Genomic DNA, 24224 nt, shown 5'->3' on the forward strand with positions numbered 1-24224 from the left:
TGGTGTCGCGGGTCGGGGGCAAGCGGTGGTGTCGCGGGTCGGGGGCAAGCGGTGGTGTCGCGGGTCGGGGGCAAGCGGTGGTGTCGCGGGTCGGGTCGGGCGATCGGTGTCGCGCGGGTCGGGCCATGCGGTGGTGTCGCGGTCGGGTCGGGGCCCGGTGCGTTCGGGGCTGGGCCCGGTGCGGCCGTCGGTGCTGACTAGGCTTGCCCGTTGTGACCGCCCAGCCGCACCGTCCACCGCCACCCGCCGCGGACCCCGAATTCACCCCGGCCGACCTGGGTCGGCGGTTCGGGGCCCTGGTCATCGACTGGATTCTCTGCCTGCTCGCGTCGGGCCTGTTCGCCAGCCCCACCCGGGACGCCTGGGCGCCGGTGGTCGTGCTGATCGTGGCGTACGGCTTCTTCCTCGGCCTGTTCGCCCAGACCCCCGGCATGTACCTGACCCGGATCCGCTGCGTCGACTGGACCGACGGCGGCCGGATCGGCCTGCTCCGCGCCCTGCTGCGCGGCGTGCTGCTGGCCCTGGTCGTCCCCGCGCTGTTGATGGACCGGCACCGGCGCGGCCTGCACGACCGCCTGACCGGCTCAGTCATCACCCCCACCTGACCGGGCCACCCCCCACCGGACCGCCCCACCGGACCGCCCCCACCGGGCCGCTCCCCACCCACCCCACCGCGCCCCCGCACCGCCCACGCGTGCGCGATCATGCAGTTGTGGCACCGAACATACCGTGAGAAAACCGGCAAAAAGGCAACCACAACTGCATGATCGCTGGCGCTGGCGCTGGCGCTGGGGTGTGGGGAGGGAGGGGGAGGAGTTAGCGGCCGCGGGACTGGCGGAAGGCGCCGCGGGGTGGGCGGAGGTTCTTGGGGATGGCGCCCTTGGGCATCTGGGGACGGGCGGTGAGGGCCTTGAGGCGCTTGTCCAGGGAGTTGACGTCCTTGCCGTTGAGGTTGCGCGGCAGCCGCATCAGCGTCATCCGCAGCTTGCGGATCGGCAGTTCGCCCTCGTCCTGCCCGATCACGTAGTCGTAGAGCGGGGCGTTGCCGATCACCTTCGCGAGCCGGCGCTTCTCCTGGCCGAGCAGCCCGCGTACCCGCTGCGGGTCCCCCTCGGCCAGCAGGATCACGCCCGGCCGGCCGATGACCAGGTGCACCATGTCCATCTGGGTGGTCGAGCTGACGGCGGGAGAGACCCGCCAGTCGCCCCGCATGTTCTCCATGATCTGCGCGGCGGCGCCCGGCTGGCCCTCGGCGGCGTTCATCATCGCCCGGTTGGACCGGAGGTTCAGCACGATCAGCAGGAAGAGCAGGGCGAACAGGATGCCCAGCGGCAACCACAGCCAGCCCCAGAGCATGACCGCGACCACGGTCAGCGCGAGCGGGATCAGCACCGCGCCGGTGGCCATCGGCGCGAACCACCTGTCCTGCTTGGCGGTGAACCGGAACACCAACCCGATCTGCTTCAGCCGCTGGCCGAACGAGACCTTCTCCTGGGGCTTTGCCATGGCGTCGAGTCTAGTGGTCGCCCGCCGCACCGTTGATCCGCGCCCGGTCCTCGGCCGACTGAGTACCTTACGCCGCCTCAGCGCTTCGTCGGGCCGGGTGTAAGGCGGACGAGCGGGCACAGATCAGGCGCTGCCCCCAATGCCCCGTCGGCACCTTCGCGAGCAGAGTCGAAGTCACCAGATGATGACGACCCGCAGGAGCCCGACATGTTCAGCAACGACGCCAACTTCCTTCTCGCCTACCACCGCACGCACTCGGCCGAGCTGCGCGCCGAGGCCGCCCGCGACCGGCTCGCCCGGACGCTGCCCCGCCGCTCGGCGCGGGGCTGGCTGAGTCGCCGCCGTGAGAGGTAAGGAAGGGCCCCTTCTTATCGCCTGGTGTAGAGGAAGGGCCCCCTGTTAACGAACTCGGGAGGAGCGACGTGGTCGGAGCCGGCTCGGCAGGACACCCGCTGGGCGGGGCGGAGGCGACCCCGCCCGGCTCCGGCGACGGCCCGGTCGGCGGGGACGGCCCGGTCGGCGGGGACGGCCCGGTCGGCGGGGACGGCCCGGTCGGCGGGGACGGCCCGGTCGGCGGGGACGGCCCGGTCGGCGGGGACGGCCCGGTCGGCGGGGACGGCCCGGTCGGCGGGGACGGCGCCGCGACGGGGCGTGGCATGCTCGGTGCCGTGAATCCCCGTACCAGCAGCACCATGCTCGTCGGCCGACAGGGTGAGCTGACCCGGCTGGGTGAGGCGCTCGCCCGCGCCCGCGCCGGGGAACCCGCCACCGTGCTGGTCGGCGGCGAGGCCGGGGTCGGCAAGACCCGGCTGCTGGAGGAGTTCGGCCGGTCGGCGGGCGACACCGCCCGCGTACTGGTCGGCCAGTGCCTCGAACTCGGTGAGGCCGGCCTGCCGTTCGCCCCGTTCGCCGCGGCGCTGCGCGCGGTGCTACGCCGCGACGGCGTCGGCGTCTTCGACGGGTACGAGGCCGAGTTCGCCCGCCTGCTGCCGGAGCTGGCCCGGGTGTCTCCCGGTACCGTCACGCCCGCCGCCACCGTCTCGGACGCCCCTCGCGGCTACCTGTTCGACCTGGTCGCCCAGCTGTTCGGTCGGCTCGCGGCGGAGCGGCCGCTGGTGCTGGTTATCGAGGATCTGCACTGGGCCGACCGGTCGACCCGCGACCTGATCGGCTTCCTGGTGCGAGCTGCCCGCACCGGCCGCCTGCTGCTGGTCTGCACCTACCGCACCGACGAGCTGCACCGGGGCCACCCGCTGCGGCCCTTCCTGGCCGAGCTGGACCGGGATCGGGGCGTCGACCGGCTCGAGTTGGCCAGGCTGGACCGGGACGGCACCGGTGCGGTGCTCGCCGGGCTGCTCGGCACCGAGCCGGGTGCCCGGGCGGTCGACGACATCCACGACCGTACCCAGGGCAACCCGCTGTTCATCGAGGAGCTGGCGGCGGCCGGCAGCCCGATCGGCTGTGCCGCGCTGCCGGACACCCTGCGGGACCTGCTGCTCGCCCGGGTGGACCGGCTGCCCGAGTCGGCCCAGCGGGTGCTGCGGATCGCGGCGGCCGGCGGTAACCGACTGACCCACCAACTGCTCGCCGAGGTCGCCGGGCTGCCCGAGCCGGAGCTGGACGACGCCCTGCGGGCCGCCGTCACCGCCCAACTGCTGGTCGCCGACCCGGATGGTGACTACGAGTTCCGGCACGCGCTGGTCCGCGAGGCCGTCCACGACGAGTTGCTGCCCGGCGAGCACGCCCGCCTGCACGCCCGGTTCGCCGCCGCCGTCGAGGCCCAGCCGCACCTCGTCGCCGCCGGCCGGGCCCCGGCCGAGATCGCCCATCACTGGTACGCCGCCCACGATCATCCCCGGGCCCTGGTGACCGCCCGGGTGGCCGCCCGCGCCGCCCGCGACCGGTACGCGTACGCGGAGCAGACCCGACTGCTGGAACGGGTGCTGGAGCTGTGGGAGCTGGTGCCCGACGCGGCCGACCGGCTCGGCATGGACCACCTGGCGGTGCTGGAGGAGACGCTGACCGCGGCGACCACCGCCGGTGACTACCAGCGCGCGTTGACCCTGACCCGGGCCGCGCTGGCCGAGGTGGACAGCGAGGCGCAGCCGCTGCGCGGGGCGCGGCTGTTGGACCGCCGCGGCCGGATGCTGGCCATGCTCGGCAAGAGCGACGGCGCGGTCGAGCTGCGGGAGGCGTACCGGCTGGTGGCGGGGGTGCCGGACGGCCCGGAGCGGCTGCGGCTGCTCGCCGACCTCGCCGACCACCTGGCCCGCATCGACCACGCCGACGGGGCCCGGATCGCCGCCGAGGTGGTGGCGGCGGCGCAGGCCGTCGGTACCGACTGCGCGCTGCTGCCGGTGCAACTCGCGGTGCTGCGGCGTCGGGACGGCGAGCCGGATCTCGGGCTCGCCGAGCTACGCCGGTGCGAGGCGCTGGCCCGGGCCGCCGGAGAGGTACCCGCCCTGGTCAGTGCGCTGGTGCACATCTCCGACGTGCTCTTCGAACTGGGCCGCTACGAGGAGTCGGCGCGGGCCGCCGCCGACGGGGTCACCGAGGCGCGCCGAGTCGGCATCAGCCGCTCCACCGGTGCGTACCTGCTCTCCAACCGTGCGGAGGCGCTGCTGGCGCTGGGCCGCTGGACGGAGGCCGACCAGGTGTGCGCAGAGGCGGCCCGCCTCGACCCGCCCGGCGTCTCGGGGCTGCACTGGCTGCAACTGCGGGCGGTGCTGCGGCTGGCCCAGGGTGATCCCCGCGCCGACGAGACGGTCGGTCGGGCGCTGAGTTTCCTGACCAAGCCGTACCTGCACCCACACAACCGGCTCCCGTTGCACCAGTTGCGCCTGGCGGCGGCGCTCGTCGCCGACGATCGGGACGAGGCACGCAGGGCCGCCCAGGTGAGCCTGGTCGATCCGGCGGTCGCCGACTATCCCCGCTACGGCTGGCCGGTGCTCGCCGCCCAGGCCGAGGTCGCCCGGCACACCGGCGACGAGGCGCTCGCCGCCGAGGTCGCCGCGTTGGCCGGCACCGTACCGGCCCGTTTTCCGGCCGAGCTTGCGTACGCCGCCGAGGTCGCGGCCACGGTGGCGCCCGGCACCGATCCGCTCGACGCCGGGCGGGCGGCGGTCGCGGCCTGGCGGACCGCCGGCCAACCGGCCGCGCTGGCGAGGACGCTGCTGGCGTACGCCGAGAGGGCGGCCGGTGCGGGGGAGCGGGACGAGGTGGTGGCGGCGGTGAGCGAGGCGATCGCGCTCGCCGACGGACTCGGCGCGATCCGGCTCGCCGAGCGGGCGGCGACCCTGGCCCGGCGGGTCGGGCTACGCGGCGCGGGCCGGGGCCGTCCGGGCGCTGACCTGTTGACCGGGCGGGAGCGGGAGGTGCTGCGGCTGGTCGCCGAGGGGCACAGCAACAGCCGTATCGCCGAGCAGTTGTTCATCTCGCCCAAGACGGCCAGCGTGCACGTCTCCCGGATCATCGCGAAGCTGGACGTGACCAACCGGGTGGAGGCCGCCGCCGTGGCCCACCGCCTGAACCTCCTCACCAACCCGTCCTGACCCCCACCGCCCCAGCCCCGCCGATCTTGGAGGTCTGGTCGGTGCATATGCCGCGCACGCCGCAGAACGGCGACCACAACTGCATGATCGCCGAGCCGGGCGGGTGGGGTCAGGGGGTGGGGAGGGCGACGGTTTGGCGGGCGGCGAGGGCCTGCTGGTAGAGGCGGCCGGCGCGGTAGGACGAGCGGACCAGGGGGCCGCTCATCACCCCGGCGAAGCCGATCTCCTCGGCCTCGGCGCTCAGCTCGACGAACTCCTCCGGCTTCACCCAGCGCTCCACCGGGTGGTGCCGGGGCGAGGGGCGCAGGTACTGCGTGATGGTGATCAGCTCGCAGCCGGCGGCGTGCAGGTCACGCAGCGCCTGGGAGATCTCGGCGCGCTCCTCGCCCAGGCCCAGGATCAGGTTGCTCTTGGTCACCAGGCCGGCCTCGCGGGCCTGCCGGATGACATCCAGCGAGCGCTCGTAGCGGAACGCCGGACGGATCCGCTTGAAGATCCTCGGCACCGTCTCGACGTTGTGCGCCAGCACCTCGGGCCGGGCGCCGAAGACCTCGGCGAGCTGCTCGGGTACGGCGTTGAAGTCGGGGATCAACAGTTCGACACCGCAGCCGGGCTGCAGGGCGTGGATCTGCCGGACGGTCTCGGCGTACAGCCAGGCCCCGCCGTCGGGCAGGTCGTCGCGGGCGACGCCGGTGATGGTGGCGTACCGCAGCCCCATCGACACCACCGACTCGGCGACCCGGCGCGGCTCGTCGGCGTCGAATTCGGCCGGCTTGCCGGTGTCGATCTGGCAGAAGTCGCAGCGGCGGGTGCACTGGTCACCGCCGATGAGGAAGGTCGCCTCGCGGTCCTCCCAACATTCGTAGATGTTGGGGCAGCCGGCCTCCTGGCACACCGTGTGCAGACCCTCGCGGGCGACCAGCCCACGCAGCTGGGTGTACTCCGGGCCCATCTTGGCCTTGACCTTGATCCACGGCGGTTTGCGCTCGATCGGCGTCTCGGCGTTGCGGGCCTCGATCCGCAGCAGCCGGCGCCCCTCCGGTAGGGGCGTCGCGGTACGCGCGGCCTGGCCGGTCGTCGGCGCGGAGTGCTCGATCGTCACAAAACGAGCCTACGCCGGATGGTGGCGGTCGATGAACGACGGGCGACGGCCGTCACCCCGGAAACTCTGTGACGCCGGACACCGAGGGCAGGAAAAACACGTAACAGGAGGAGCCGGCCGGGTGTTAGCGTGCCGACCGAGAGCGACGACGGAGCCGAGTAGCGCCCCGATCCGCCAGTTCAAGAGAGCCGCCGGTTGCTGCGAGGCGGTCTGGCGCCGGGCCGCGAAGACCCTCCCGAGCTGCGGGAAGAACGGCGTGCGGTGTTAGGAAGGGCCCCCTTGTAACGCCTGCGGTAGAGCAGGGGCCCCCTGTTAACACCCGCGCCCAGTAGAGCCCGCCCGGCTGGCCCCGGTGAAAAGGCGACGAACGAGGCCCCTGCCGATGCGGGGGCGAAGGTGTGGTGGCACCGCGAGGTTCCCGCTCGCCCACACCTCCCGGGGCCGAGGCGACGCTTCGCACCCGAGGGGTGCGGCGTCGCGATCGACCGAGGAGCAGCCCACCGTGCAACGCATCCTGTCCGACCAACTCGTCCCGCACACCGGCCGTACCGTCCGTATCGCGGGCTGGGTGCACCGCCGCCGACTGCTCAAGTCGGTGGCCTTCCTGATCGTCCGGGACTCCGCCGGCCTCGCCCAGGTGGTGGTCACCGACCCGGTGGTCCGAGCGGCGGTCGAGGCGCTGCCCGAGGAGACCGTCGTCGAGGTGGTGGCCACGGTGGTCGTGAACGCCGCGGCGCCCGCCGGGGTCGAGCTGACCGACCCGGTGGTACGTCCGCTCGGCCCGCCCGCCGCACCGCCCCCGTTCGACCTCTACCGGCCTGTCCTCGGCGCCGGCCTGTCCACCCAGTTGGACAACGCGCCCGTGGCGCTGCGGCACCCGAGCCGATCGGCCGCGCTACGGATCTCGGCGGCGGCGGTGGCCGGCTTCCGGGCCGCGCTCGACACCCGGCGGTTCGTGGAGATCCACACGCCGAAGGTGGTCGCCTCGTCCACCGAGAGCGGGGCGAACGTCTTCGCGCTGGACTGGTTCGGGCGGCCCGCGTACCTGGCCCAGTCACCGCAGTTCTACAAGCAGCTCATGGTCGGCGTCTTCGAGCGCGTCTACGAGGTCGGGCCGGTGTTCCGAGCCGAACCGCACGACACCGTACGGCATCTGGCGCAGTACACCTCGCTCGACGCCGAGCTGGGCTTTGTCGCCGACCACCGGGACGTGATGGTCGTGTTGCGGGACACCCTCGCCGGGATGCTCGACGCGGTCGGCGGCCGGGCCGGCGAGGCGTTGGCCGCGCTCGGGGCGCAACTGCCGGCCGTGCCGACGCAGATCCCGTCGGTGCACTTCGCCGACGCGCTGCGGATCGCCGGGGCACCCGCCGACGAACCGGACCTGGCTCCCGCTCACGAGCGCGCGCTCGGCGAGTGGGCACGACGCGAACACCGGTCCGAGTTTCTCTTCGTCACCGGGTACCCGATGGCCAAGCGGCCCTTCTACACCCACCCGGACCCGGCCCGGCCGGGCTACTCGAACGGCTTCGACCTGCTGTTCCGGGGATTGGAGCTGGTCACCGGCGGGCAGCGGCTGCACCGGCACGCCGACTATCTGGCGGCGCTGGCCGCTCGCGGCGAGCCGGTCGAGCCGTACGCCGGGTACGTCGAGGCGTTCCGTCACGGCATGCCACCGCACGGCGGCTTCGCCATCGGCCTGGAGCGCTTCGTCGCCCGTCTGACCGGCGCGCCCAACATCCGCGAGGTAACCGCCTTCCCCCGCGACCTGCACCGGCTGACCCCCTGAACCCTCAGCGCGCATCCACCCGAAACACGGGAGTTGATCAAGAAGTTTGCGTCGGGTACATGGCGAATTTCTGACGCAAACTTCTTGATCAACACGGCTGGCGCGGCCGGGCGCGGCCGGGGTGTTAGGGGGTGGGGAGGAGGGTGGGGAGGTGGCGTTCGACGACCGGGAGTACGTCGGCCACGGTGACCGGGCGGCCCAGCTCGGCGGTGAGCGAGGTGACGCCCGCGTCGGAGATGCCGCACGGCACGATCCGGTCGAAGTACGTCAGGTCGCAGTCGCAGTTGATGGAGAGGCCGTGCAGGGTGACGCCACGGGCGACCCGGATGCCGATGGCGGCGACCTTGCGTGCCGGCCCCCGCTCGTCGGCCGGTACCCAGACCCCGCTGCGGCCCTCGACCCGGCCCGCGGTCAGGCCGACCTCGGCGCACACGTCGATCAGCAACTGCTCGACCCGGCGCACGTAGGCGACCACGTCGACCGGGTCGGGCAGGCGCAGGATCGGGTAGCCGACCAGCTGCCCGGGGCCATGCCAGGTGATCTTCCCGCCGCGGTCCACGTCGACGACCGGGGTGCCGTCGACCGGGCGGTCCCATGCCTCGGTGCGCTTGCCGGCGGTGTAGACGCTCGGGTGTTCCAACAGCAGCACGGTGCCACCGCTCGCGCCGGCCACGACCGCCTCGTGCAGGCGGCGCTGCTCGTCCCAGGCGGCGGCGTAGTCGAGGACGCCGGCACGGATGGCCGTCAGGCCGGAGGTCGTCGTGGTCACGGCATTCAGCCTAGTCCGGTACCGGCTGGTCACCTGTGGTGAGCCGGCTCACCACCCGACCCGACCCGGCCGGCCCGACCCGCCCGGCCCGCTGGGCTGGCAGGCCCGGCCCGCTGAGCTGGCAGGCCCGGCCCGCTGGGCTGGCAGGCCCGGCCCGCTGGGCTGGCAGGCCCGGCCCGCTGAGGCGACAAACCCGGCCCACTGAGCCGCAGGACCGGCCCGCTCAGCCCTCCTGGACCCGCCAGAGCCAGACGTCCTCGACCCGCTCCGGCTCTCCGAACAGCATGATCAGGGTCCGTCGGATGGCGTCCTCGTCGACCGGCCACTTCGCGCCGTGCACGGCGTCGGGCAGCACCACCGTCTCGATCCGCCAGTGCTCCAGGTCCGCCCGTACCTCCTCGCGGGTGCCCTCGGTGACGATCGGCGGCAGGCCGCTGCGGGCGGCCTGGTCCAGCAGCGCGCCGAAGGGGCGCGGCACCGGCCCGATCCGGCCCCGGTCGTCGGGGCCGCCGGGGCCGAGGAAGAACCCGGACGGGATGGCGAACTCACCCTGCCGGTTCGCCAGCGCGTACGCCTGCCAGCGCTGGCCGTCGGGGTAGACGTCGAGGGCGAGCGGCGCGGGGGTCAGCACCCCGCCCGGGGAGACGTGGTCCCGCCAGGCCCCGGAGGTGATGAAGCGGGGGATCGGCTCACGTTCGCTGGTCAGCAGCGGTGTCGGGAACAGCGGCACCAACGCCACCGCGAAGCCGACCGTCCAGGCCACCGCGACCTTCCCCGACGGTGGGCGCCGGCGTAGCTGGTCTATCGCGTACGCCAGCAGCAGGCCGATCACCGGCGTCACCACCAGCGCGAACCGGGCGGGCAGCGCGGCGTTCACCACCGGCAGTTGCCCGAACAGGTCGAAGGGCATCGGCAGGTCGGTACGGTCCCCGTCGACCTTGGCCACCGGTCCGAAGGAGAGCGCGGCGAAGACCAGCGCGACGACTCCCAGCGCCCACAGGGTGGCCCGGCGGCGCGCGTCGGCGCGTTGCCACACCAGCACGAAGCAGCCGACGGCGAGGACCAGCAGCGGCAGCCCGAAGAACGAGTTCTCCTCGGTGGGATTCGGCGCCAGTGAGGTGCCGAACCCCGCCTCACCGGCCAGCGAGCGGCGCGGATAGGCGGCGTACGCCGCGATGTCCTCGGAGTGGATCACCGCGTCGAAGCCGGTGCCGTGGAACCGCTGCGGACCGGCGAAGTGCAGCCAGAGTGGGTAGGCCAGCAGCACCCCGGCGACGACCGCGGTCACCGCGAGCCCGCGCAGGAACGACGGCAGTACGGCCCGGGCCTGCACCCGGTTGGCGGGGTGCAGCGCCCACACGGCGACGAAGAGACCGAGCGCCAGCGCGGTGAAGAACAGCCCCTCCGCGGCGATGGAGAAGGCGATCGCGACGAGCACACCGAGGATGACGCCGTCGCGTAGCCAGTGTCCCGGCCGGCGCAGTGCGAAGACCCGCCACACCAGCAGCGGCACCAGCCAGCCGGCGGTCCAGTTCAGGTGGGCGTTGGCGTGCGAGACCATGCCGGGGGAGAAGCCGATGAACAGCCCGCCGATAGCGGCCGCGAGCGGGCTGCGGACCAGGTGTCGGGAGAGCAGCCAGTACCAGGCGACGGCGGTCGCGGCCAGGTTGAGGGTCAGGATCACCAGGAAGGTGGCCGGCGGGCCGATCAGGTACGTCAGCGGGGCGAAGACCACCGCGTACACCGTGATCGAGGTGTTGACCGCGAGGTTCACCCCGTCCGGAACGTTGATCAGGTAGGTGAAGAGCGGGTTGTCCCCGTGGGTGACCGCGTGGCCGCCGAAGGCCAGCAGCCATTCGAAGAGCGCCTGGTCGCTGGAGTTGACCGTGATCGCGCGCCCGTTCGGGTCGATCCACAGCCCGCTGGTCACCCAGACGGCGAGTGCCAGCGCGACCAGCGCCACGGTCAGGTCGGCGCGACGGTCGCGGGTGACACGTGGCGGCGAGGCGGGCGCGGAGGCCAGGGACGCGGAGGTGGGCACCTAGCGGACGTTACCAACCGTACCGGGACACGCTTGCACCTTCCCGGTGCATGCGCTGGTCGAGGAGCCCACACCTGGACATCGACGAATGTGTGAACCGCCGCCATGTCATAGGTATGACACATCTGCGTAACGTCGCGGCAATTGTTGGTGACTCAGCTCACATCATCCAGGAGGCTCCCTGTGCGCCGAACTCGTACCGTCCGCGGCCGGCTCGCCGGTGTGCTGGCCGGGCTGGTCCTGGCCGCCACCGCACTCGTGGCCGTCGCCGCTCCCGCCCAGGCCGCCTCGCTGACCCAGGTCAGCAGCTTCGGCTCCAACCCCGGCAACCTCGCCATGTACGCCTACCGGCCGGACAACCTGCCCTCCGGCGCCCCCGCCGTAGTGTTGCTGCACGGCTGCGCCCAGAACGCCACCGGCTACTTCACCAACTCCGGGTGGCGGAAGTACGCCGATCAGTGGAAGTTCGCGCTGATCGTGCCCGAGCAGCGGTCCGCCAACAACTCCAGCGCCTGCTTCAACTGGTTCGAGACCGGCGACACCGCCCGCGGCCAGGGCGAGGCGCTGTCGATCAAGCAGATGGTCGACCACGCCCGAGCCAACTACGGCACGGCCGCCAACCGGGTGTACGTCAGCGGGCTGTCGGGTGGCGGAGCGATGAGCGCCACCATGCTCGCCACCTACCCGGACGTGTTCGCCGGTGGCTCGGTCATCGCGGGCATCCCGTACCGCTGTGCCACCAGCATGCTCAACGCGTTCTCGTGCATGAGCCCGGGCGTGGACAAGACTCCGGCGCAGTGGGGCGACCTGGTGCGCAGCGCGTACTCCGGCTACTCCGGTCCACGCCCGAAGGTGGCCGTCTGGCACGGCGCCGCCGACTACACGGTGGCGGTGGCCAACGCCACCGAGTCCCGCGACCAGTGGACCAACGTGCTCGGCGTGGCGCAGACCCCCACCAGCACCGCGCAACTGCCGTCGGGCACCAGCCTGGAGGTGTACGGCAACGACGTGGTGCGGGTCTACCGGGTCTCCGGCATGGGCCACGGCACCCCGGTCGACCCGGGGACCGGCGCGGACCAGTGCGGCACCGCTGCGGCGTACTTCCTGGACACCATCTGCTCGACGTACCGCGACGCGCTCTTCTTCGGCCTCGACGGCGGCGTGACCCCCACCCCGACCCCGACGGCGTCGCCCAGCCCCACCGCGAGCCCCACCCCGACTCCCACCGCGTCGCCGACCCCCACCGGCGCCCCCACCTGCATCACCGCCAGCAACTACGCCCACGTCACCGCGGGCCGCGCCTACCACTCCGCCGGCTACGCCTACGCCAACGGCTCCAACCAGCGGATGGGCCTCTACAACACCTTCTACACCAGCACCCTGCGTCAGACCGCCGCCAACCACTGGGTGATCGGCTGCTGACTCGCCCCCCGGCATCCCTCGTCGGTCATGAGGTTGGCGGCAGTTCTGGAGATCGTCTTCGCCGCCAACCTCATGGTCAACCGCATCGGGCGAGCTGGCGTCAGTCGTGCAGGGCGGCGTGCAGGGCGGTGGGGAGATCGGGGTGGCGGAAGCTGAAGGCGGCCCGGTTGAGCACGCCGGGCAGTACCCGGGTGCTGGTGAGGGCCTCCTGGGCGAAGCCGCCGAGGGCCACCTTCAGGGCCAGGGTCGGGATCGGGATCACCGCCGGGCGGTTCAGTTGGCGCGCCAACTCGCGGGTGAACTCGGCGTTGGTGACCGGCGCCGGACCCACCACGTTCACCGGGCCGGCCAGGTCGGCGCGGGCGAGCAGGAAGGTGGTCGCGTTCAGCCAGTCGGTCATCGAGATCCACGGAATCCACTGCCGCCCACTACCGAGCCGGCCGGCGATGCCCAGCCGGAACGGCAGCAACTGCGGTTTGAGCAGCCCGCCGTCACGGTGCAGCGGCAGCCCGGTACGCAGCCGCACCACCCGTACCCCGGCGTCCTCGGCCGGCCGGGTGGCCGCCTCCCACACCCGGGACACGTCGGCGAGAAAGCCCTCACCGGCCGGCGCGTCCTCCTCGACCACCCGGTCGCCGGTGTTGCCGTACCAGCCGATCGCCGAGGAGTTCACCAGCACCTCGGGCCGGTCGGCCGCCGGCAACCCGGCGATCGTGGTGGCCAGGGTGCTGGTGGTGTCAACCCGACTCGACCGGATGAGCTGTTTGTACCGGTCGTTCCAGCGCCGGTCGCCGACTCCGGCGCCGGCCAGGTTGACCACCGCGTCGGACTCGGCAACCAGCGCCGGGTCCAACTGCGCCGCCGACGGCGACCACTGCCGCTCGTCGACGGCGCGTGGCGGCCGTCGTACCAGCCGGGTCACCTGGTGCCCGTCGGCGACGAGCAGGTCGACCAGCCGGGTGCCGAGGAAGCCGGACGCGCCGGCCATGAGGATCCGCATGCCCTACATCTTCGGGTACGCGCGGCGGCTCGGCCCGGTCGAGGCCGTTACGCCCCCGCGCCGGCCGGGCGCAGGTCCTCCGGCGGGTGCCCGGCGGTGGCCGGGCGCAGGTCCGCTGGCAGCTGCCCGGCGGTGGCCGGGCGCAGGTCCGACAGGAGCAGCTCGACCTCGGCGTAGGCGTCATCGGGCAGCGGGCCATGGGCCAGCACACCGACGTTCTCCTCGACCTGGGTCACCGTCCGGAAGCCGGGGATCGGCACCGTACGGGGGCTGCGGGCCAGCAGCCAGCCGAGCGCGCCCTGGGCGAGGGTACGGCCGTCGGAGGTGAGCGCGGCGCGGACCCGGGCCACCCGCTGCGCCCACTGCGGAGCCGGTCGACCGTCGGCGAACCAGGGCAGCCACTCCGGTGCCCGGCCCCGCACGTCGTCCGCGCCGAGCCTCCGGGTCGCCGCGGTGAGCAGCCCCATCGCCAGGGGCCCCCGGGCGATACTGCCGAGGTCGTGGGACTCGCAGACCGCCAGCATCTCGGCGTTGTCCCGCAGCACCGACTGCTCGTGCTGGATCACCGTGCAGTGCGGGGCGGAAGCCGCGAAGACCGCCGCCGAGACGGGATCGTCGGTGCTCCACCCGTACGCCCGGATCCTGCCCTTGCTGACCAGGGCCTCCAGCGTGTCGACCAGGTCGAGCGCGAGCGTCGGGGCAAGGTCGTTGAGGTGGAGTTGGTACAGGTCGACGTGATCGGTGTCGAGCCGACGCAGCGACGCCTCCAGGCTGGCCACCGCGTACTCGGGCCGATGGTCCTCGCCGGTAGCCCGGCGGGTCGCCTCGTCGGAGGTGAAGCCGAACTTGGTGGCGATCACCACCCGGTCCCGGCGGCCGGCGAGGGCCCGGCCGAGCACCCGCTCGCTGTGCCCGGCACCGTAGTTGCTGGCCGTGTCGAAGAGGGTCACCCCATGATCGAGCGCCGCGTGGACGGCCCGGACCGACTCCTCGTCGTCCACCTCACCCCAGCCCAACGGTTGCTTGTCGTCGCCCCACAGTGGTCCGCCGATCGCCCAGCACCCCATGCCGATCGCGCTGACCTCGATCCCGCTGCGACCCAGTACGCGTGTCGTCGTCATGGCGACCAGCGTCCCGTTTCGAGCACACTCGAAGTCAAGCGCACCCCGGGCAGGGCTCCCCGCCACTCGTCGGATCAGCGCTCACCCGGGCGGTGGTGCCATGACTCGCCCGCGCCTCGGTCCGGTCAGGTCGTGCCGGGGGGCATGCCGTGCCAGCGGGCGCGGTACTGCGCTTCGTATGCCTCGTAGGCGGTTCGTTCTTCGAGGACGACCGCGCGCAGCGCGTGCCGGGCCTCGGACATCAGCACCACCTCGGCGGCGATCATGCCGACGCAGATCGCGGTGAGCAGACCGAGGGCGGCGAGCCCGGGCAGGAGCATGGCGACCGGGACGCTGGCGGCGAGCACGCCCAGCGTGCCGAGCCGCAGCCAGGACAGGGTGTGCAGGGTGCGCAGCTGGAACAGCATGTTCCCGGCCAGGTAGAGGAACACCCCGCCGAAGAGCAGCGGTACGTCCGGCCCGGCCGCCTGCTCGGTGACCGGCACGCCGGGCTCGGCGACGTCGTGCACGATGCCCTCGGCGCCGAGGGCGAACATGATGATCCCGGCGATCATCGGCAGGTAGAGGTACGCGTACGCGTCGCGGGCCATCAGCACCCGTCGTCTACCCAGGGTGGAGTGCAGGGCGATCCGGGCGGCCGGACCGACCAGGTCGTAGTGCGCCCACCAGAGGGCGGCGGTGAAGACGATCCCGAACACGGCGGCGGTCACCCCCGGCCAGGTCGGTGCCTGGCCGAGCAGGTTGCTGCCGACGCCGACGGAGATCACCGACTCGCCCAGCGCGATGATCAGGATCAGGTCGTACCGCTCGGTCCAGTGCTCCGCCGAGGTCACCTGCCAGCCCCAGGTCTTGGCGAGCAGCCCCGTTCCGTACTGGAGCAGGACGACGGTCACCCAGAGCGCGTCCCGGACGATCTCGGCCATGGCGGTGTGGGGAATGTGCGCGGGCAGCAGTGCGGCGACCAGCAGCAGGACGGTGCTCAGGGCCAGCTCGGGGGCGTAGCGCAGGAGTTGCCGACGTTCCGCCGGCTTGTCGCGGACGATATGCAGGAACAGGGTCAGGTGCACGGCGCGGATCACCACGTAACTGATCGCCACCACCATCGGCCCGGCCTCGCTGGTCTGCGGGTCCCCGAACGCCTGCGGCAGGGCGAGCGCGAAGCAGAACAGCGCGGCCATCCCGACGACCATCAGCACGGGCACGAAACCCTCGCCGATCCGGACCCGGGTCGCCACCACCGTGTGCACCACCCAGCACCACCAGAGCACCGCGAGCACGAGCAGTGCGTGCAGCAGTTGCCGGCCGTTGATGTTCGCGGCGGTGGCCCGGGTGATGATGAAGAACGAGAAGACGAAGACCAGGTCGAAGAAGATCTCGAACTTGTCGACCCGGGCGGCGGGCGCGATGCTGACGGCCGGCCCCAACCGTCCCCGCCAGCCGCTGTCGCCCATCGCCTGAGTCTGGCAGCGCACACCCGGGCGGGAGGCGGGTTTCGGATCAGCCCCGCGGGCGGTACCGCAGGCCGTCCATCAGCAGGTCGAGCAGCCGTCGTGCCTGGTCACGCTGCTCCCGTACGCCGGTGGCCAGGGACACCCCGAGTACGTCACCGGGGTCGACGTCGGGCCGGATCGTGCCGGCCGTCGGGCCCGCTTCGAGCAGTCGGGCGACGGCCGCGCGAAGCCGGTCCCGGCGCGGCGACCGAGGTGCAAGATCGCGGAGCCCGTGGGGAGAGGGAAGGGCGCCCCGGGGTGGACCCGGGGCGCCCTTTGCCGAGGCGGTGGGTTACAGGCCCAGCTCGGCCTCGAAGTTGCCGGCCTCCAGCCGCTCCTTGACCGAGACCAGGAAGCGGGCCGCGTCGGCGCCGTCGATCAGCCGGTGGTCGTACGAGAGGGCCAGGTAGACCATCTGGCGTACCGCGATCACCTCTCCCAGCTCCGGGTCGTTCACCACGACCGGACGCTTGACCACGGCACCCGTGCCCAGCATCGCCGACTGCGGCGAGGGCACGATCGGGGTGTCGAACAGGGCACCCCGGCTGCCGGTGTTGGTCAGCGTGAAGGTCGCACCGGCGATCTCGTCCGGGCTGATCTTGTTGGTCCGGGTGCGCTCGGCCAGGTCGGCGACCCGCTTGGCGATGCCGCCCAGGTTCAGGTCACCGGCGTTGTGGATGACCGGCACCAGCAGACCCCGCTCGGTGTCCACGGCGATGCCGAGGTTCTCGGCGTCCGGGTAGGTGATCGTCCCGGCGTCGAGATCCATGCTGGCGTTGACGATCGGGTAGGCCTGCAGCGCCTCGATCGCCGCCAGGGCGAAGAACGGCAGGAACGACAGCTTGACGCCGTGCCGCTGGAGGAACGAGTCCTTTGCCTGCGCCCGCAGCTTGGCGACCTTGGTGACGTCCACCTCGATCACCGTGGTGAGCTGCGCCATGTCGTGCAACGACTGGAGCATCCGCTTGGCGATTGCCGAGCGGATCCGGGGCAGCTTCTCGGTGGTGCCGCGCTTGGTGCTCGGCTGCGGCTTCTCGGCGGCCCGGGCCGAGGCAGCGGCCGGCTGCTGCGCGGGGGCCGGGGCGGCCTTGGCCGCCTTGGCCTTCTCGGCCGCGTCCAGCACGTCCTGCTTGCGGATCCGACCGCCGACGCCGGTGCCGTTGACCGAGGCCAGGTCCACGTTGTGCTCGCCGGCCAACTTGCGGACCAGCGGGGTGACGTAACCGGCGGCCTCGCCGTTGGCGGCGGGTGCGGCGGCGCGCTCCGGAGCCGCAGTCGGCGTCGGCGGCTGCGCGGCCTGCTCCGCCTTGACCGGCTCCGGCGAGGTCTCGGCCTCCGCCGCCGGCTCGTTGTACGACATGCCCGGCGTCGGCTCCGACACCTGCGGTTCGGGCTTCGGTTCGGGCTTGGCCTCCGCCTTCGGCTCGGGCTTCGGCTCCGGCTTCGGCTTCGCCTCGGCCGGGGCGCCGCCGGCGGCACCGACCACGGCCAGCGTGGCACCGACCTCGGCGGTCTCGTCCTCGGCGACCTTGATCTCCAGGACCGTACCGGCGACCGGCGAGGGGATCTCCGTGTCGACCTTGTCGGTGGAGACCTCCAGCAGCGGCTCGTCGACCTCGACGGTCTCACCGACCTGCTTGAGCCAGCGGGTGACCGTACCCTCGGTGACGCTCTCACCGAGCGCGGGCATCTGCACCGGGGTGCCCTCGCCCGACGCCGCGGGTGCGGCCTGGGCCGGCTGCTCGGCCGGCTCCTCGACGGCCGGCTGCTCCGCCTCGGCCTGCGGCTGCTCGGCCGCCTCGGCGGCCTGCTCCGCTGGGGCCTCTTCCTGCTGCTGCGGGGCGGCCTCGCCGCCGGCCGACTCGCCCTCGCCGGAGATCACCGCCAGCTCGCTGCCGACCTCAGCCGTCTCGTCCTCGCCCACCACGATCCGGGTCAGCACGCCGGCCGCGGGGGACGGGATCTCGGTGTCGACCTTGTCGGTGGAGACCTCCAGCAGCGGCTCGTCGACCTCGACGGTCTCGCCCTCCTGCTTGAGCCAGCGCGTGACGGTGCCCTCGGTGACGCTCTCACCGAGCCGGGGCATGGTGACCGATACCGGCATGTTCTCCAGACTCCTTCATTTCCCTGGTGGGGGGATCATCGCCCGTCGCCGGACGCCGCGGATACGTCGTGGTCAGGCGTGCGCGTGCAGCGGCTTGCCGGCGAGGGCGAGGTGCGCCTCGCCCAGGGCCTCGTTCTGCGTCGGGTGGGCGTGCACGAGCTGCGCCACCTCGCCCGGGTACGCCTCCCAGTTGTAGATCAGCTGCGCCTCGCCGACCAACTCGCCGACCCGGGCGCCGACCATGTGTACGCCGACCACGGGACCGTCCTCGATCCGCACCAGCTTCACGAAGCCGGCCGTCTTGAGGATCTGGCTCTTGCCGTTGCCGCCGAGGTTGTAGTTGTAGGTCTTGACCTTGTCGGCACCGTACTGCTCCCTGGCCTTCGCCTCGGTGAGGCCGACGGAGGCGAGCTCCGGGTCGCAGTAGGTCACCCGGGGGATGCCCGCCTCGTCGATCACCGCCGGGTTCTGGCCGGCGATCTCCTCGGCGACGAAGATGCCCTGCTGGAAGCCGCGGTGGGCGAGCTGGAGGCCGGGCACGATGTCGCCGACCGCGTAGACGTTCGGCACCCCGGTTCGCAGCCGCTCGTCGGTCAGCACGTAGCCGCGGTCGATCTTGACGCCCTGCTCCTCGTAACCGAGGTCGGCCGTGTTCGGGCCCCGACCCACGGCGACCAGCAGCAGTTCGGCCTCGACGGTCTCGCCGCCGGCGATGGTCACCTTGACGCCGTTGTCGGTCTTCTCGACCTTCTCGAACGGCTTGCCGACCTTGAAGTTGATCTTCCGCTTGCGGAACGCCCGCTCCAGCGCCTTGGACGACTCCTCGTCCTCCGCGGCGACCAGCCGGGGCAGCGCCTCGATGATGGTCACGTCCACCCCGAAGGACTTCCACACGCTGGCGAACTCGACGCCGATCACGCCGCCGCCGAGCACGATCGCCGAGGTCGGCACCCGGTCCAGGGTCAGGGCGTGGTCGCTGGTGATGACCCGCTCGCCGTCGACCTCCAGGCCGGGCAGGCTCTTGGCGTACGAGCCGGAGGCCAGCACCACGTTGCGGCCGGTGTACCGCTTGCCGTCCACCTCGACCGTGTTCGGGGCGACCAACCGGCCGTGCCCCTCCACGATGGTGATCGACTTGTTGCCCTTGAGCATGCCCTGCAGGCCCTTGTAGAGCCGGGAGACCACGCCGTCCTTGTACGAGTTCACCCCCGCCATGTCGATGCCGACCAGCTCGGCCTTGACGCCGAACTGCTCCGACTCGCGGGTCTGGTCGGCGATCTCGGCGGCGTGCAGCAGCGCCTTGGTCGGAATGCAGCCGTTGTGCAGGCAGGTGCCGCCCAGCTTGCCCTTCTCGACCAGCGCGACCGTCAGGCCCAACTGGACGGCGCGCAGGGCGGTCGCGTAGCCGCCGCTACCACCTCCGAGGATGACGATGTCGAAGGTTGCGTCGTTCGGCTCGCTCACGTCCAACTCCCAGGTCGCTTCGCTGCATCGGGGGTCACGGTGGGGTAACAAGGACACACCCCACCCCGGTCATCTTGTCACCACCGCGCGGCACCCGCGTACCGAGGTGCCCAACGACACGTCGCGGCCACGTACCCTTGGCACTGCTTTCGATGACGGACGGGTGGGGAGACGGCTCGGTGGGACTGTTCCGGCGACGTAAGCGGGCACGCGCGGCTGACCCCGACCGTACGGTGAATCGTGCCGACCTGGAGCACCTTGAGAACTTTATCCGCAGCCGAAAGGGCGTCGAGGCGTTCATCGAGCCTCGCACCACGGTCACCGAGACCACCGTCATCCTGATCGCCGACGACGGTGAGTGGACCCGGCGCCGCATCGACGGGCCGGACGGTGCGCGGCGCTTCGCGTACCGGTTGAGTATCCCGATCTACGACGTCGCGCTGATGGGCTACCCGCAGCGGATGCGCGACTACAACGAGCGCCGCAAGCGCCGCCCCGAGCGGTACTGACACACCGCACCGCACCGCGCCGCGCCGGCGGCCGGTCGGGCCAGGGCGTTAAAAGGGGCCCCCTGCTATACGCCAGGCGTTAACAGGGGCCCCTCCTTGCACGTCAGCCGTTGGCGGCGACGTCGTCGATCAGGTGGAGCAGGGTGCGGACGGGCACGCCGGTGCCGCCCTTGGTCCAGTAGCCGGTGGCCTCGCCCGGGTGGTAGGACGGCCCGGCGATGTCGAGGTGCGCCCAGGAGACGTCGTCGGTGACGAACTCGCGCAGGAAGACCCCACCCTGGAGCATGTGGCCGGCCCGATCCATGCCCGCGTTGACCTGCGAGATGTCGGCGACGTCGGAGTCCATGCCCTTGCGTACGTCGTCCGGCAGCGGCATCGGCCAGGCCGGCTCACCGACCGCGTCGCCGGCGGTGCGGACCCGCTCGCACAGCTCGGTGGTGCCCATCACGCCGGAGATCCGCTTGCCCAGCGAGACCACCTGCCCGCCGGTGAGGGTGGAGGTCTCCAGGAGGTAGTCGCAGCCGTCCGCGCAGGCTCGCGCCATCGCGTCGCCGAGGATCATGCGGCCCTCGGCGTCGGTGTTGAGCACCTCCACCTTCTTGCCGTTGAACATGGTGATCACGTCGCCCGGCCGGTACGAGGTCCCCGACGGCATGTTCTCCGCTATCGGCACGTACGCGGTCACCGCCACCGGCGGCTTCAACTCGGCCACCGCGAGCATGGTGGCGGCCACCGCCGCCGCCCCGGCCATGTCGGACTTCATCTCCCACATGCCCTGCGCCGGCTTGATCGAGACGCCGCCGGTGTCGAACGTGATGCCCTTGCCGACCAGGGCGACCCGCTTGCCGGTGCCGCCGCCGTCCGGGGTGTAGGTCAGCTTGACCAGCCGGGGCGGGGCCTCCGAGCCCTGGCCGACGGCGATGATGCCGCCGTACCCACCTTCGCGCAGCGCGACCTCGTCGAGCACCTCCACTTCGAGGCCCGCCCCGCGACCGGCCTCGGCGACCGCGTCGGCGAAGGCCGGTGGGCGCTGCTCGTTCGGGGCGATGTTGACCCAGTCCCGGGTACGCCGGACCGCGGCGGCCACCGTCGCAGCCCGGACGACCTCGGCCTGGGCTGCCGCGTCCGCGGCGTCCGGCACGGCCACCAGCACCTCGGCCACCGGCTCCCGCCGGGTCGGCTGGGGACGGGTCTTGTACCCGGCAAAGCGGTACCCGCCCAGCAGCGCGCCCTCGGCGACCGCGCGCAGCGCGGCGTTGGCGTCGGCGTCGTCGGGCAGCGGCAGCGCGACGGCCACCCGGGGCGCGCCGGCCAGGGCCCGCACCGCGGCTCCCGCCGCCCGGCGCAGCGCCTCCGGCGCGGGCGCCGCGCCGCTGGGCTCCGGGCCCAGGCCGACCGCGGCGATCACCGGAGCGGTGACGGTGCCCAGCGTCGCCAGCTTGATCACCTCGCCCGGGCCGCCGGTCGCACCGAGCAGCGCGAGCGTCTCGGTCAGCTTGCCGTCGAAGGCGGCGGCAATGCTCTCGGCACCGCTGGCGAGCAGCAGGGTGCCGGCGAGGCCGCTGGTGGCGTCCTGTTCGCCGGTCGTAACGTGCACGCCGATCACGATCGCGTCGACGGCGAGCTCGGCGGGGTCGGTGTCGACCAGGCTCAGGGTGGTGCTGGGCGATGTCACGGAGGCTGCTCCCGGGCGGGCCGGGCCGGTCGCGGGGTGGCGTACCGGCGGTTAGGTTCCCCGGCGGATGATTTACCCGCCGGACGTCGTTGCTGCCCCGCCGGGTGATCCGACGGTCTCGCCGATGCTAACCAGCCGGGGGCGTCCCGGTAAGTTGCACCCATGACCGACGTGACCACCGATGCCGCCGTGACCCGGCTGCGTCGTTCTCCGCTGGGTGAGCGACACACCGCGCTCGGCGCCAAGTTCGCCCCGTTCGGCGGCTGGGAGATGCCGCTGGAGTACGCCGGCGGCGGGGTGCTCCGGGAACACGCCGCGGTGCGTACCGAGGTCGGCGTGTTCGACGTCTCGCACCTGGGCAAGGTGCGGGTGACCGGCCCGGGAGCGGCCCAGTTCGTCGACGCCTGCCTCAGCAACGACCTGGGACGGATCGGGCCGGGCCGGGCGCAGTACACCCTCTGCTGCGACGAGGCCACCGGCGGCGTGGTGGACGACATCATCGTCTATCTGCACGCCGACGACCACGTCTTCCTCATCCCGAACGCCGCGAACACCGCCGAGGTGGTGCGCCGGCTGCGCGCCGCCGCGCCACCGCAGGTCACGGTGACCGACGAGCACGAGGCGTACGCCGTGCTGGCGGTGCAGGGCCCCCGGTCGGCGCAGCTGCTGAGCGGCCTGGGCCTGCCCACCGAGCACGGATACATGAGCTTCTCGGCGGCGACGCTCGACGGTGTCGAGCTGACCGTGTGCCGGACCGGCTACACCGGTGAGCTGGGCTACGAGCTGGTGGTACCGGCCGGTGACGCGGTCACGGTCTGGGACGCGCTGTTCGCCGCCGAGCCGGCGCCCCGGGCCTGCGGGCTGGGTGCCCGGGACACGCTGCGCACCGAGATGGGCTACCCGTTGCACGGCCAGGACCTGTCGCTGGAGATCACGCCGGTGCAGGCCCGCTCGGGCTGGGCGGTCGGCTGGGACAAGCCGGCCTTCTGGGGCCGTGACGTGCTGCTCGCGGAGAAGACCGCCGGCCCTCGCCGTACGCTGCGCGGCCTGGCGGCCGTCGACCGCGCCATTCCACGTGCGGGCATGGCGGTGTACTCGGGCGACGAGCGGGTCGGCACCGTCACCAGCGGCACCTTCAGCCCGACGCTGAAGCAGGGCATCGCCCTCGCGTTGATCGACACCGCCCCCGCCCTTCCCGACGGCGCCGAGCTGCACGTCGACATCCGCAACCGCCGCACCCCCGTCCGCCTGACCCGCCCCCCCTTCGTCCACCCCTCCGTCAAGTAACCCACCCGAAGCCGAGACCGCGTTGATCAAGAAGTTCGCGTCGCCGATCACGGCGAGATCTGACCCAAACTTCTTGATCAACAGTGATGGTCAGGGGGTGGGGGGGTTGCCGGCGTCGAGGACGGCCTGGGTCCAGCCGCCCTCGATGACGCCGGTGGCGTCGAGGACGGCCCAGTCGACGATGTCGGCGGCCTCCACCGCGACGGGGGAGCCGATCCGCACCGTGGCATCGGTGTTGGAGTCGCTGGCGCTGACGCCGACGATCCGCTCCGGGGAGTCCCAGGAGGTGACGCCGGCCCAGACGTACTCGGGGCCGTCGACACCCGGCAGGCCGTACTTGACCACGAGTTGGGTCTCGGCGGGCAGGCGCCCGCCGCGGAACCGGGCCCGGATGTCGCCGAGGCCGGCGCGGGCGGTGGCGACCGCCCGACTCATCGCGTCGTCCGCACGGGCGTAGCGCACGTCGGGCTGGATGCCGGCGAAGAGCGTGGCGCAGGCGGCGGCAAAGTACCGTCCGGCCGGACCGGCATGCCCGGCCGGCGGGCGCAGGCTCAGGAACGAGTCGGCCTCCGGGTCGGTGGCCGGATCCAGCTCCAGCCGGAGCAGCACCGGCGCGGTCGCCCCGTGCTGCTCCGGATTGCCGTACGCCACCGCGATGTCGTGCCCGGTCACCGTCGCCAGCACCGGCAGCTGCACGAACGCCGGCACGTCGTCGCCGGTCAGCCCGTCGGTCCAGTCGCGCAGCAGCCGCCGGGCGGCGCCGGTCATCACCGCACCCCAGGCCCGGGTGAGATGGTCGGGCACGCCCTGGGTCTGCAACTCCAGCAGGCCGAAGCGGCGCAGCCCCTTGGTGGTGAACCAGAGTCCCTCGGCATCCGACGAGTAGGGGACGAGCACCCAGTCGACCAGCCGCACCCGACCCTGGGCGTCGGGCAGCGTACGCAGCGCCGCCGCCGGGTCCAGGAACTGCAGACCGAAGACGTCCACCACGTCGCTGCCGACGGTCTCCGCGACCGCGGCGGCCACCGCCCGGGCGGCCCATTCGTGCGCGGGCGGCCAGCCCGGCCGGTACTCGGCCTGCACCACCACCAGGTGGCTCGCGGCGGCCAGCCGGTCCAGCTGCTCCGCACCCGCCCCGAACGCGCTGAGCAGATCCGGCGGCAGCTCCGGGAACTCGCCGATCGGCCGCACGTCGACGCTCATCAGCGGGCTGTCCAGCATCTGCCGGGCCAACCCGTGCACCGGCTCGGCGAGCCGGCCGGCCAGCCCGCTCACCGCCGTCCGCGCGGTCACCGATGGCAGTCCCACCGTCGGCACCAGGTACGTCGCGCTGAGCGACTCCGGGACCGGGACGGGCAGGAAGTCGTCGGTGATGAGCATGTGTTTCCCCCGGG

General features: G+C 72.6%; 18 protein-coding genes and 1 pseudogene. 7 read left to right on the forward strand and 12 right to left on the reverse strand.

Translation table 11 applies throughout. From position 1 onward, the window contains the following. Nucleotides 1-275: 275 nt before the first annotated feature. Complete coding sequence (locus BMY89_RS23700) at nt 276-605, forward strand: RDD family protein (protein ID WP_232521531.1); 330 nt, start codon at nt 276-278, stop codon at nt 603-605. Nucleotides 606-816: 211 nt separating this feature from the next. Here the strand turns inward: BMY89_RS23700 and BMY89_RS23705 are convergent, their stop codons facing one another. After that, on the reverse strand, nt 817-1506 hold the full coding sequence (locus BMY89_RS23705) for a DUF4191 domain-containing protein (RefSeq protein ID WP_092382276.1): 690 nt from the start codon (nt 1504-1506) through the stop codon (nt 817-819). A 207-nt stretch (nt 1507-1713) separates the two neighbouring features. On the opposite strand from BMY89_RS23705, the gene BMY89_RS30540 reads away from it, so the two are divergent. Together BMY89_RS30540 and BMY89_RS23715 are read left to right on the forward strand one after the other, a co-directional pair. Further along, a complete protein-coding gene (locus BMY89_RS30540) occupies nt 1714-1860 on the forward strand; it encodes a hypothetical protein (RefSeq protein WP_170147687.1) in 147 nt (48 codons plus the stop codon). 68 nt (nt 1861-1928) lie between these two features. Further along, entirely contained in the window at nt 1929-5057 is a 3129-nt protein-coding gene (locus tag BMY89_RS23715; protein ID WP_232521522.1) for a helix-turn-helix transcriptional regulator, read from the forward strand. A gap of 109 nt (nt 5058-5166) precedes the next feature. Here the strand turns inward: BMY89_RS23715 and lipA are convergent, their stop codons facing one another. Beyond that, the gene (lipA, locus tag BMY89_RS23720; protein WP_092382277.1) at nt 5167-6159 is read right to left on the reverse strand and encodes a lipoyl synthase; all 993 of its coding nucleotides are present in this window, start codon (nt 6157-6159) and stop codon (nt 5167-5169) included. A 502-nt stretch (nt 6160-6661) separates the two neighbouring features. On the opposite strand from lipA, the gene aspS reads away from it, so the two are divergent. Then, nucleotides 6662-7948: an aspartate--tRNA(Asn) ligase gene (gene aspS / locus BMY89_RS23725; protein ID WP_092382278.1), complete on the forward strand. Its 1287-nt coding sequence runs from the start codon at nt 6662-6664 to the stop codon at nt 7946-7948. Nucleotides 7949-8072: 124 nt separating this feature from the next. On the opposite strand, the gene lipB is transcribed toward aspS, so the two are convergent. Both lipB and BMY89_RS23735 read right to left on the reverse strand, forming a co-directional pair. Then, nucleotides 8073-8717, reverse strand: coding sequence for a lipoyl(octanoyl) transferase LipB (gene lipB, locus BMY89_RS23730; protein ID WP_092382279.1), 645 nt, complete (start codon nt 8715-8717; stop codon nt 8073-8075). Nucleotides 8718-8940: 223 nt separating this feature from the next. Further along, nucleotides 8941-10758 carry a DUF6311 domain-containing protein gene (locus tag BMY89_RS23735; RefSeq protein WP_092382280.1) on the reverse strand — a complete coding sequence of 606 codons (1818 nt, stop codon included), beginning with the start codon at nt 10756-10758 and terminating at the stop codon, nt 8941-8943. Between the two features lie 183 nt (nt 10759-10941). On the opposite strand from BMY89_RS23735, the gene BMY89_RS23740 reads away from it, so the two are divergent. Then, the gene (locus tag BMY89_RS23740) at nt 10942-12180 is read left to right on the forward strand and encodes an extracellular catalytic domain type 1 short-chain-length polyhydroxyalkanoate depolymerase (RefSeq protein WP_092382281.1); all 1239 of its coding nucleotides are present in this window, start codon (nt 10942-10944) and stop codon (nt 12178-12180) included. A 100-nt stretch (nt 12181-12280) separates the two neighbouring features. On the opposite strand, the gene BMY89_RS23745 is transcribed toward BMY89_RS23740, so the two are convergent. The 6 genes and pseudogenes from BMY89_RS23745 to lpdA all read right to left on the reverse strand — a co-directional run bounded on the left by BMY89_RS23745 (nt 12281) and on the right by lpdA (nt 19359). After that, entirely contained in the window at nt 12281-13180 is a 900-nt protein-coding gene (locus BMY89_RS23745) for a TIGR01777 family oxidoreductase (protein WP_092382282.1), read from the reverse strand. A gap of 47 nt (nt 13181-13227) precedes the next feature. Next, nucleotides 13228-14301 (reverse strand): aldo/keto reductase, encoded by a 1074-nt coding sequence (locus BMY89_RS23750; RefSeq protein WP_092382283.1) that lies wholly within the window; start codon nt 14299-14301, stop codon nt 13228-13230. A 125-nt stretch (nt 14302-14426) separates the two neighbouring features. Beyond that, entirely contained in the window at nt 14427-15752 is a 1326-nt protein-coding gene (locus tag BMY89_RS23755) for a low temperature requirement protein A (RefSeq protein ID WP_092382428.1), read from the reverse strand. Between the two features lie 46 nt (nt 15753-15798). Beyond that, nucleotides 15799-15987: pseudogene (locus BMY89_RS31490) on the reverse strand (SbtR family transcriptional regulator); the annotation flags it as partial. 96 nt (nt 15988-16083) lie between these two features. Further along, nucleotides 16084-17895: a 2-oxoglutarate dehydrogenase, E2 component, dihydrolipoamide succinyltransferase gene (sucB, locus tag BMY89_RS23760; protein WP_092382284.1), complete on the reverse strand. Its 1812-nt coding sequence runs from the start codon at nt 17893-17895 to the stop codon at nt 16084-16086. Nucleotides 17896-17967: 72 nt separating this feature from the next. Continuing rightward, complete coding sequence (gene lpdA, locus BMY89_RS23765; RefSeq protein ID WP_092382285.1) at nt 17968-19359, reverse strand: dihydrolipoyl dehydrogenase; 1392 nt, start codon at nt 19357-19359, stop codon at nt 17968-17970. Nucleotides 19360-19538: 179 nt separating this feature from the next. On the opposite strand from lpdA, the gene BMY89_RS23770 reads away from it, so the two are divergent. Continuing rightward, a complete protein-coding gene (locus tag BMY89_RS23770; protein WP_092382429.1) occupies nt 19539-19868 on the forward strand; it encodes a hypothetical protein in 330 nt (109 codons plus the stop codon). A 103-nt stretch (nt 19869-19971) separates the two neighbouring features. Here the strand turns inward: BMY89_RS23770 and BMY89_RS23775 are convergent, their stop codons facing one another. Beyond that, nucleotides 19972-21543 carry a leucyl aminopeptidase gene (locus BMY89_RS23775; RefSeq protein WP_092382286.1) on the reverse strand — a complete coding sequence of 524 codons (1572 nt, stop codon included), beginning with the start codon at nt 21541-21543 and terminating at the stop codon, nt 19972-19974. A gap of 162 nt (nt 21544-21705) precedes the next feature. Here BMY89_RS23775 and gcvT point away from each other — a divergent pair, with 162 nt between their 5' ends. Beyond that, entirely contained in the window at nt 21706-22830 is a 1125-nt protein-coding gene (gene gcvT / locus BMY89_RS23780; RefSeq protein WP_092382287.1) for a glycine cleavage system aminomethyltransferase GcvT, read from the forward strand. Nucleotides 22831-22920: 90 nt separating this feature from the next. Here the strand turns inward: gcvT and BMY89_RS23785 are convergent, their stop codons facing one another. Then, nucleotides 22921-24210, reverse strand: a complete 1290-nt coding sequence (locus tag BMY89_RS23785) for a DUF2314 domain-containing protein (RefSeq protein ID WP_092382288.1) — start codon at nt 24208-24210, stop codon at nt 22921-22923. Nucleotides 24211-24224 lie beyond the last annotated feature (14 nt).

This window comes from Micromonospora phaseoli (genome assembly GCF_900109115.1).
Lineage (GTDB): Bacteria > Actinomycetota > Actinomycetes > Mycobacteriales > Micromonosporaceae > Micromonospora > Micromonospora phaseoli.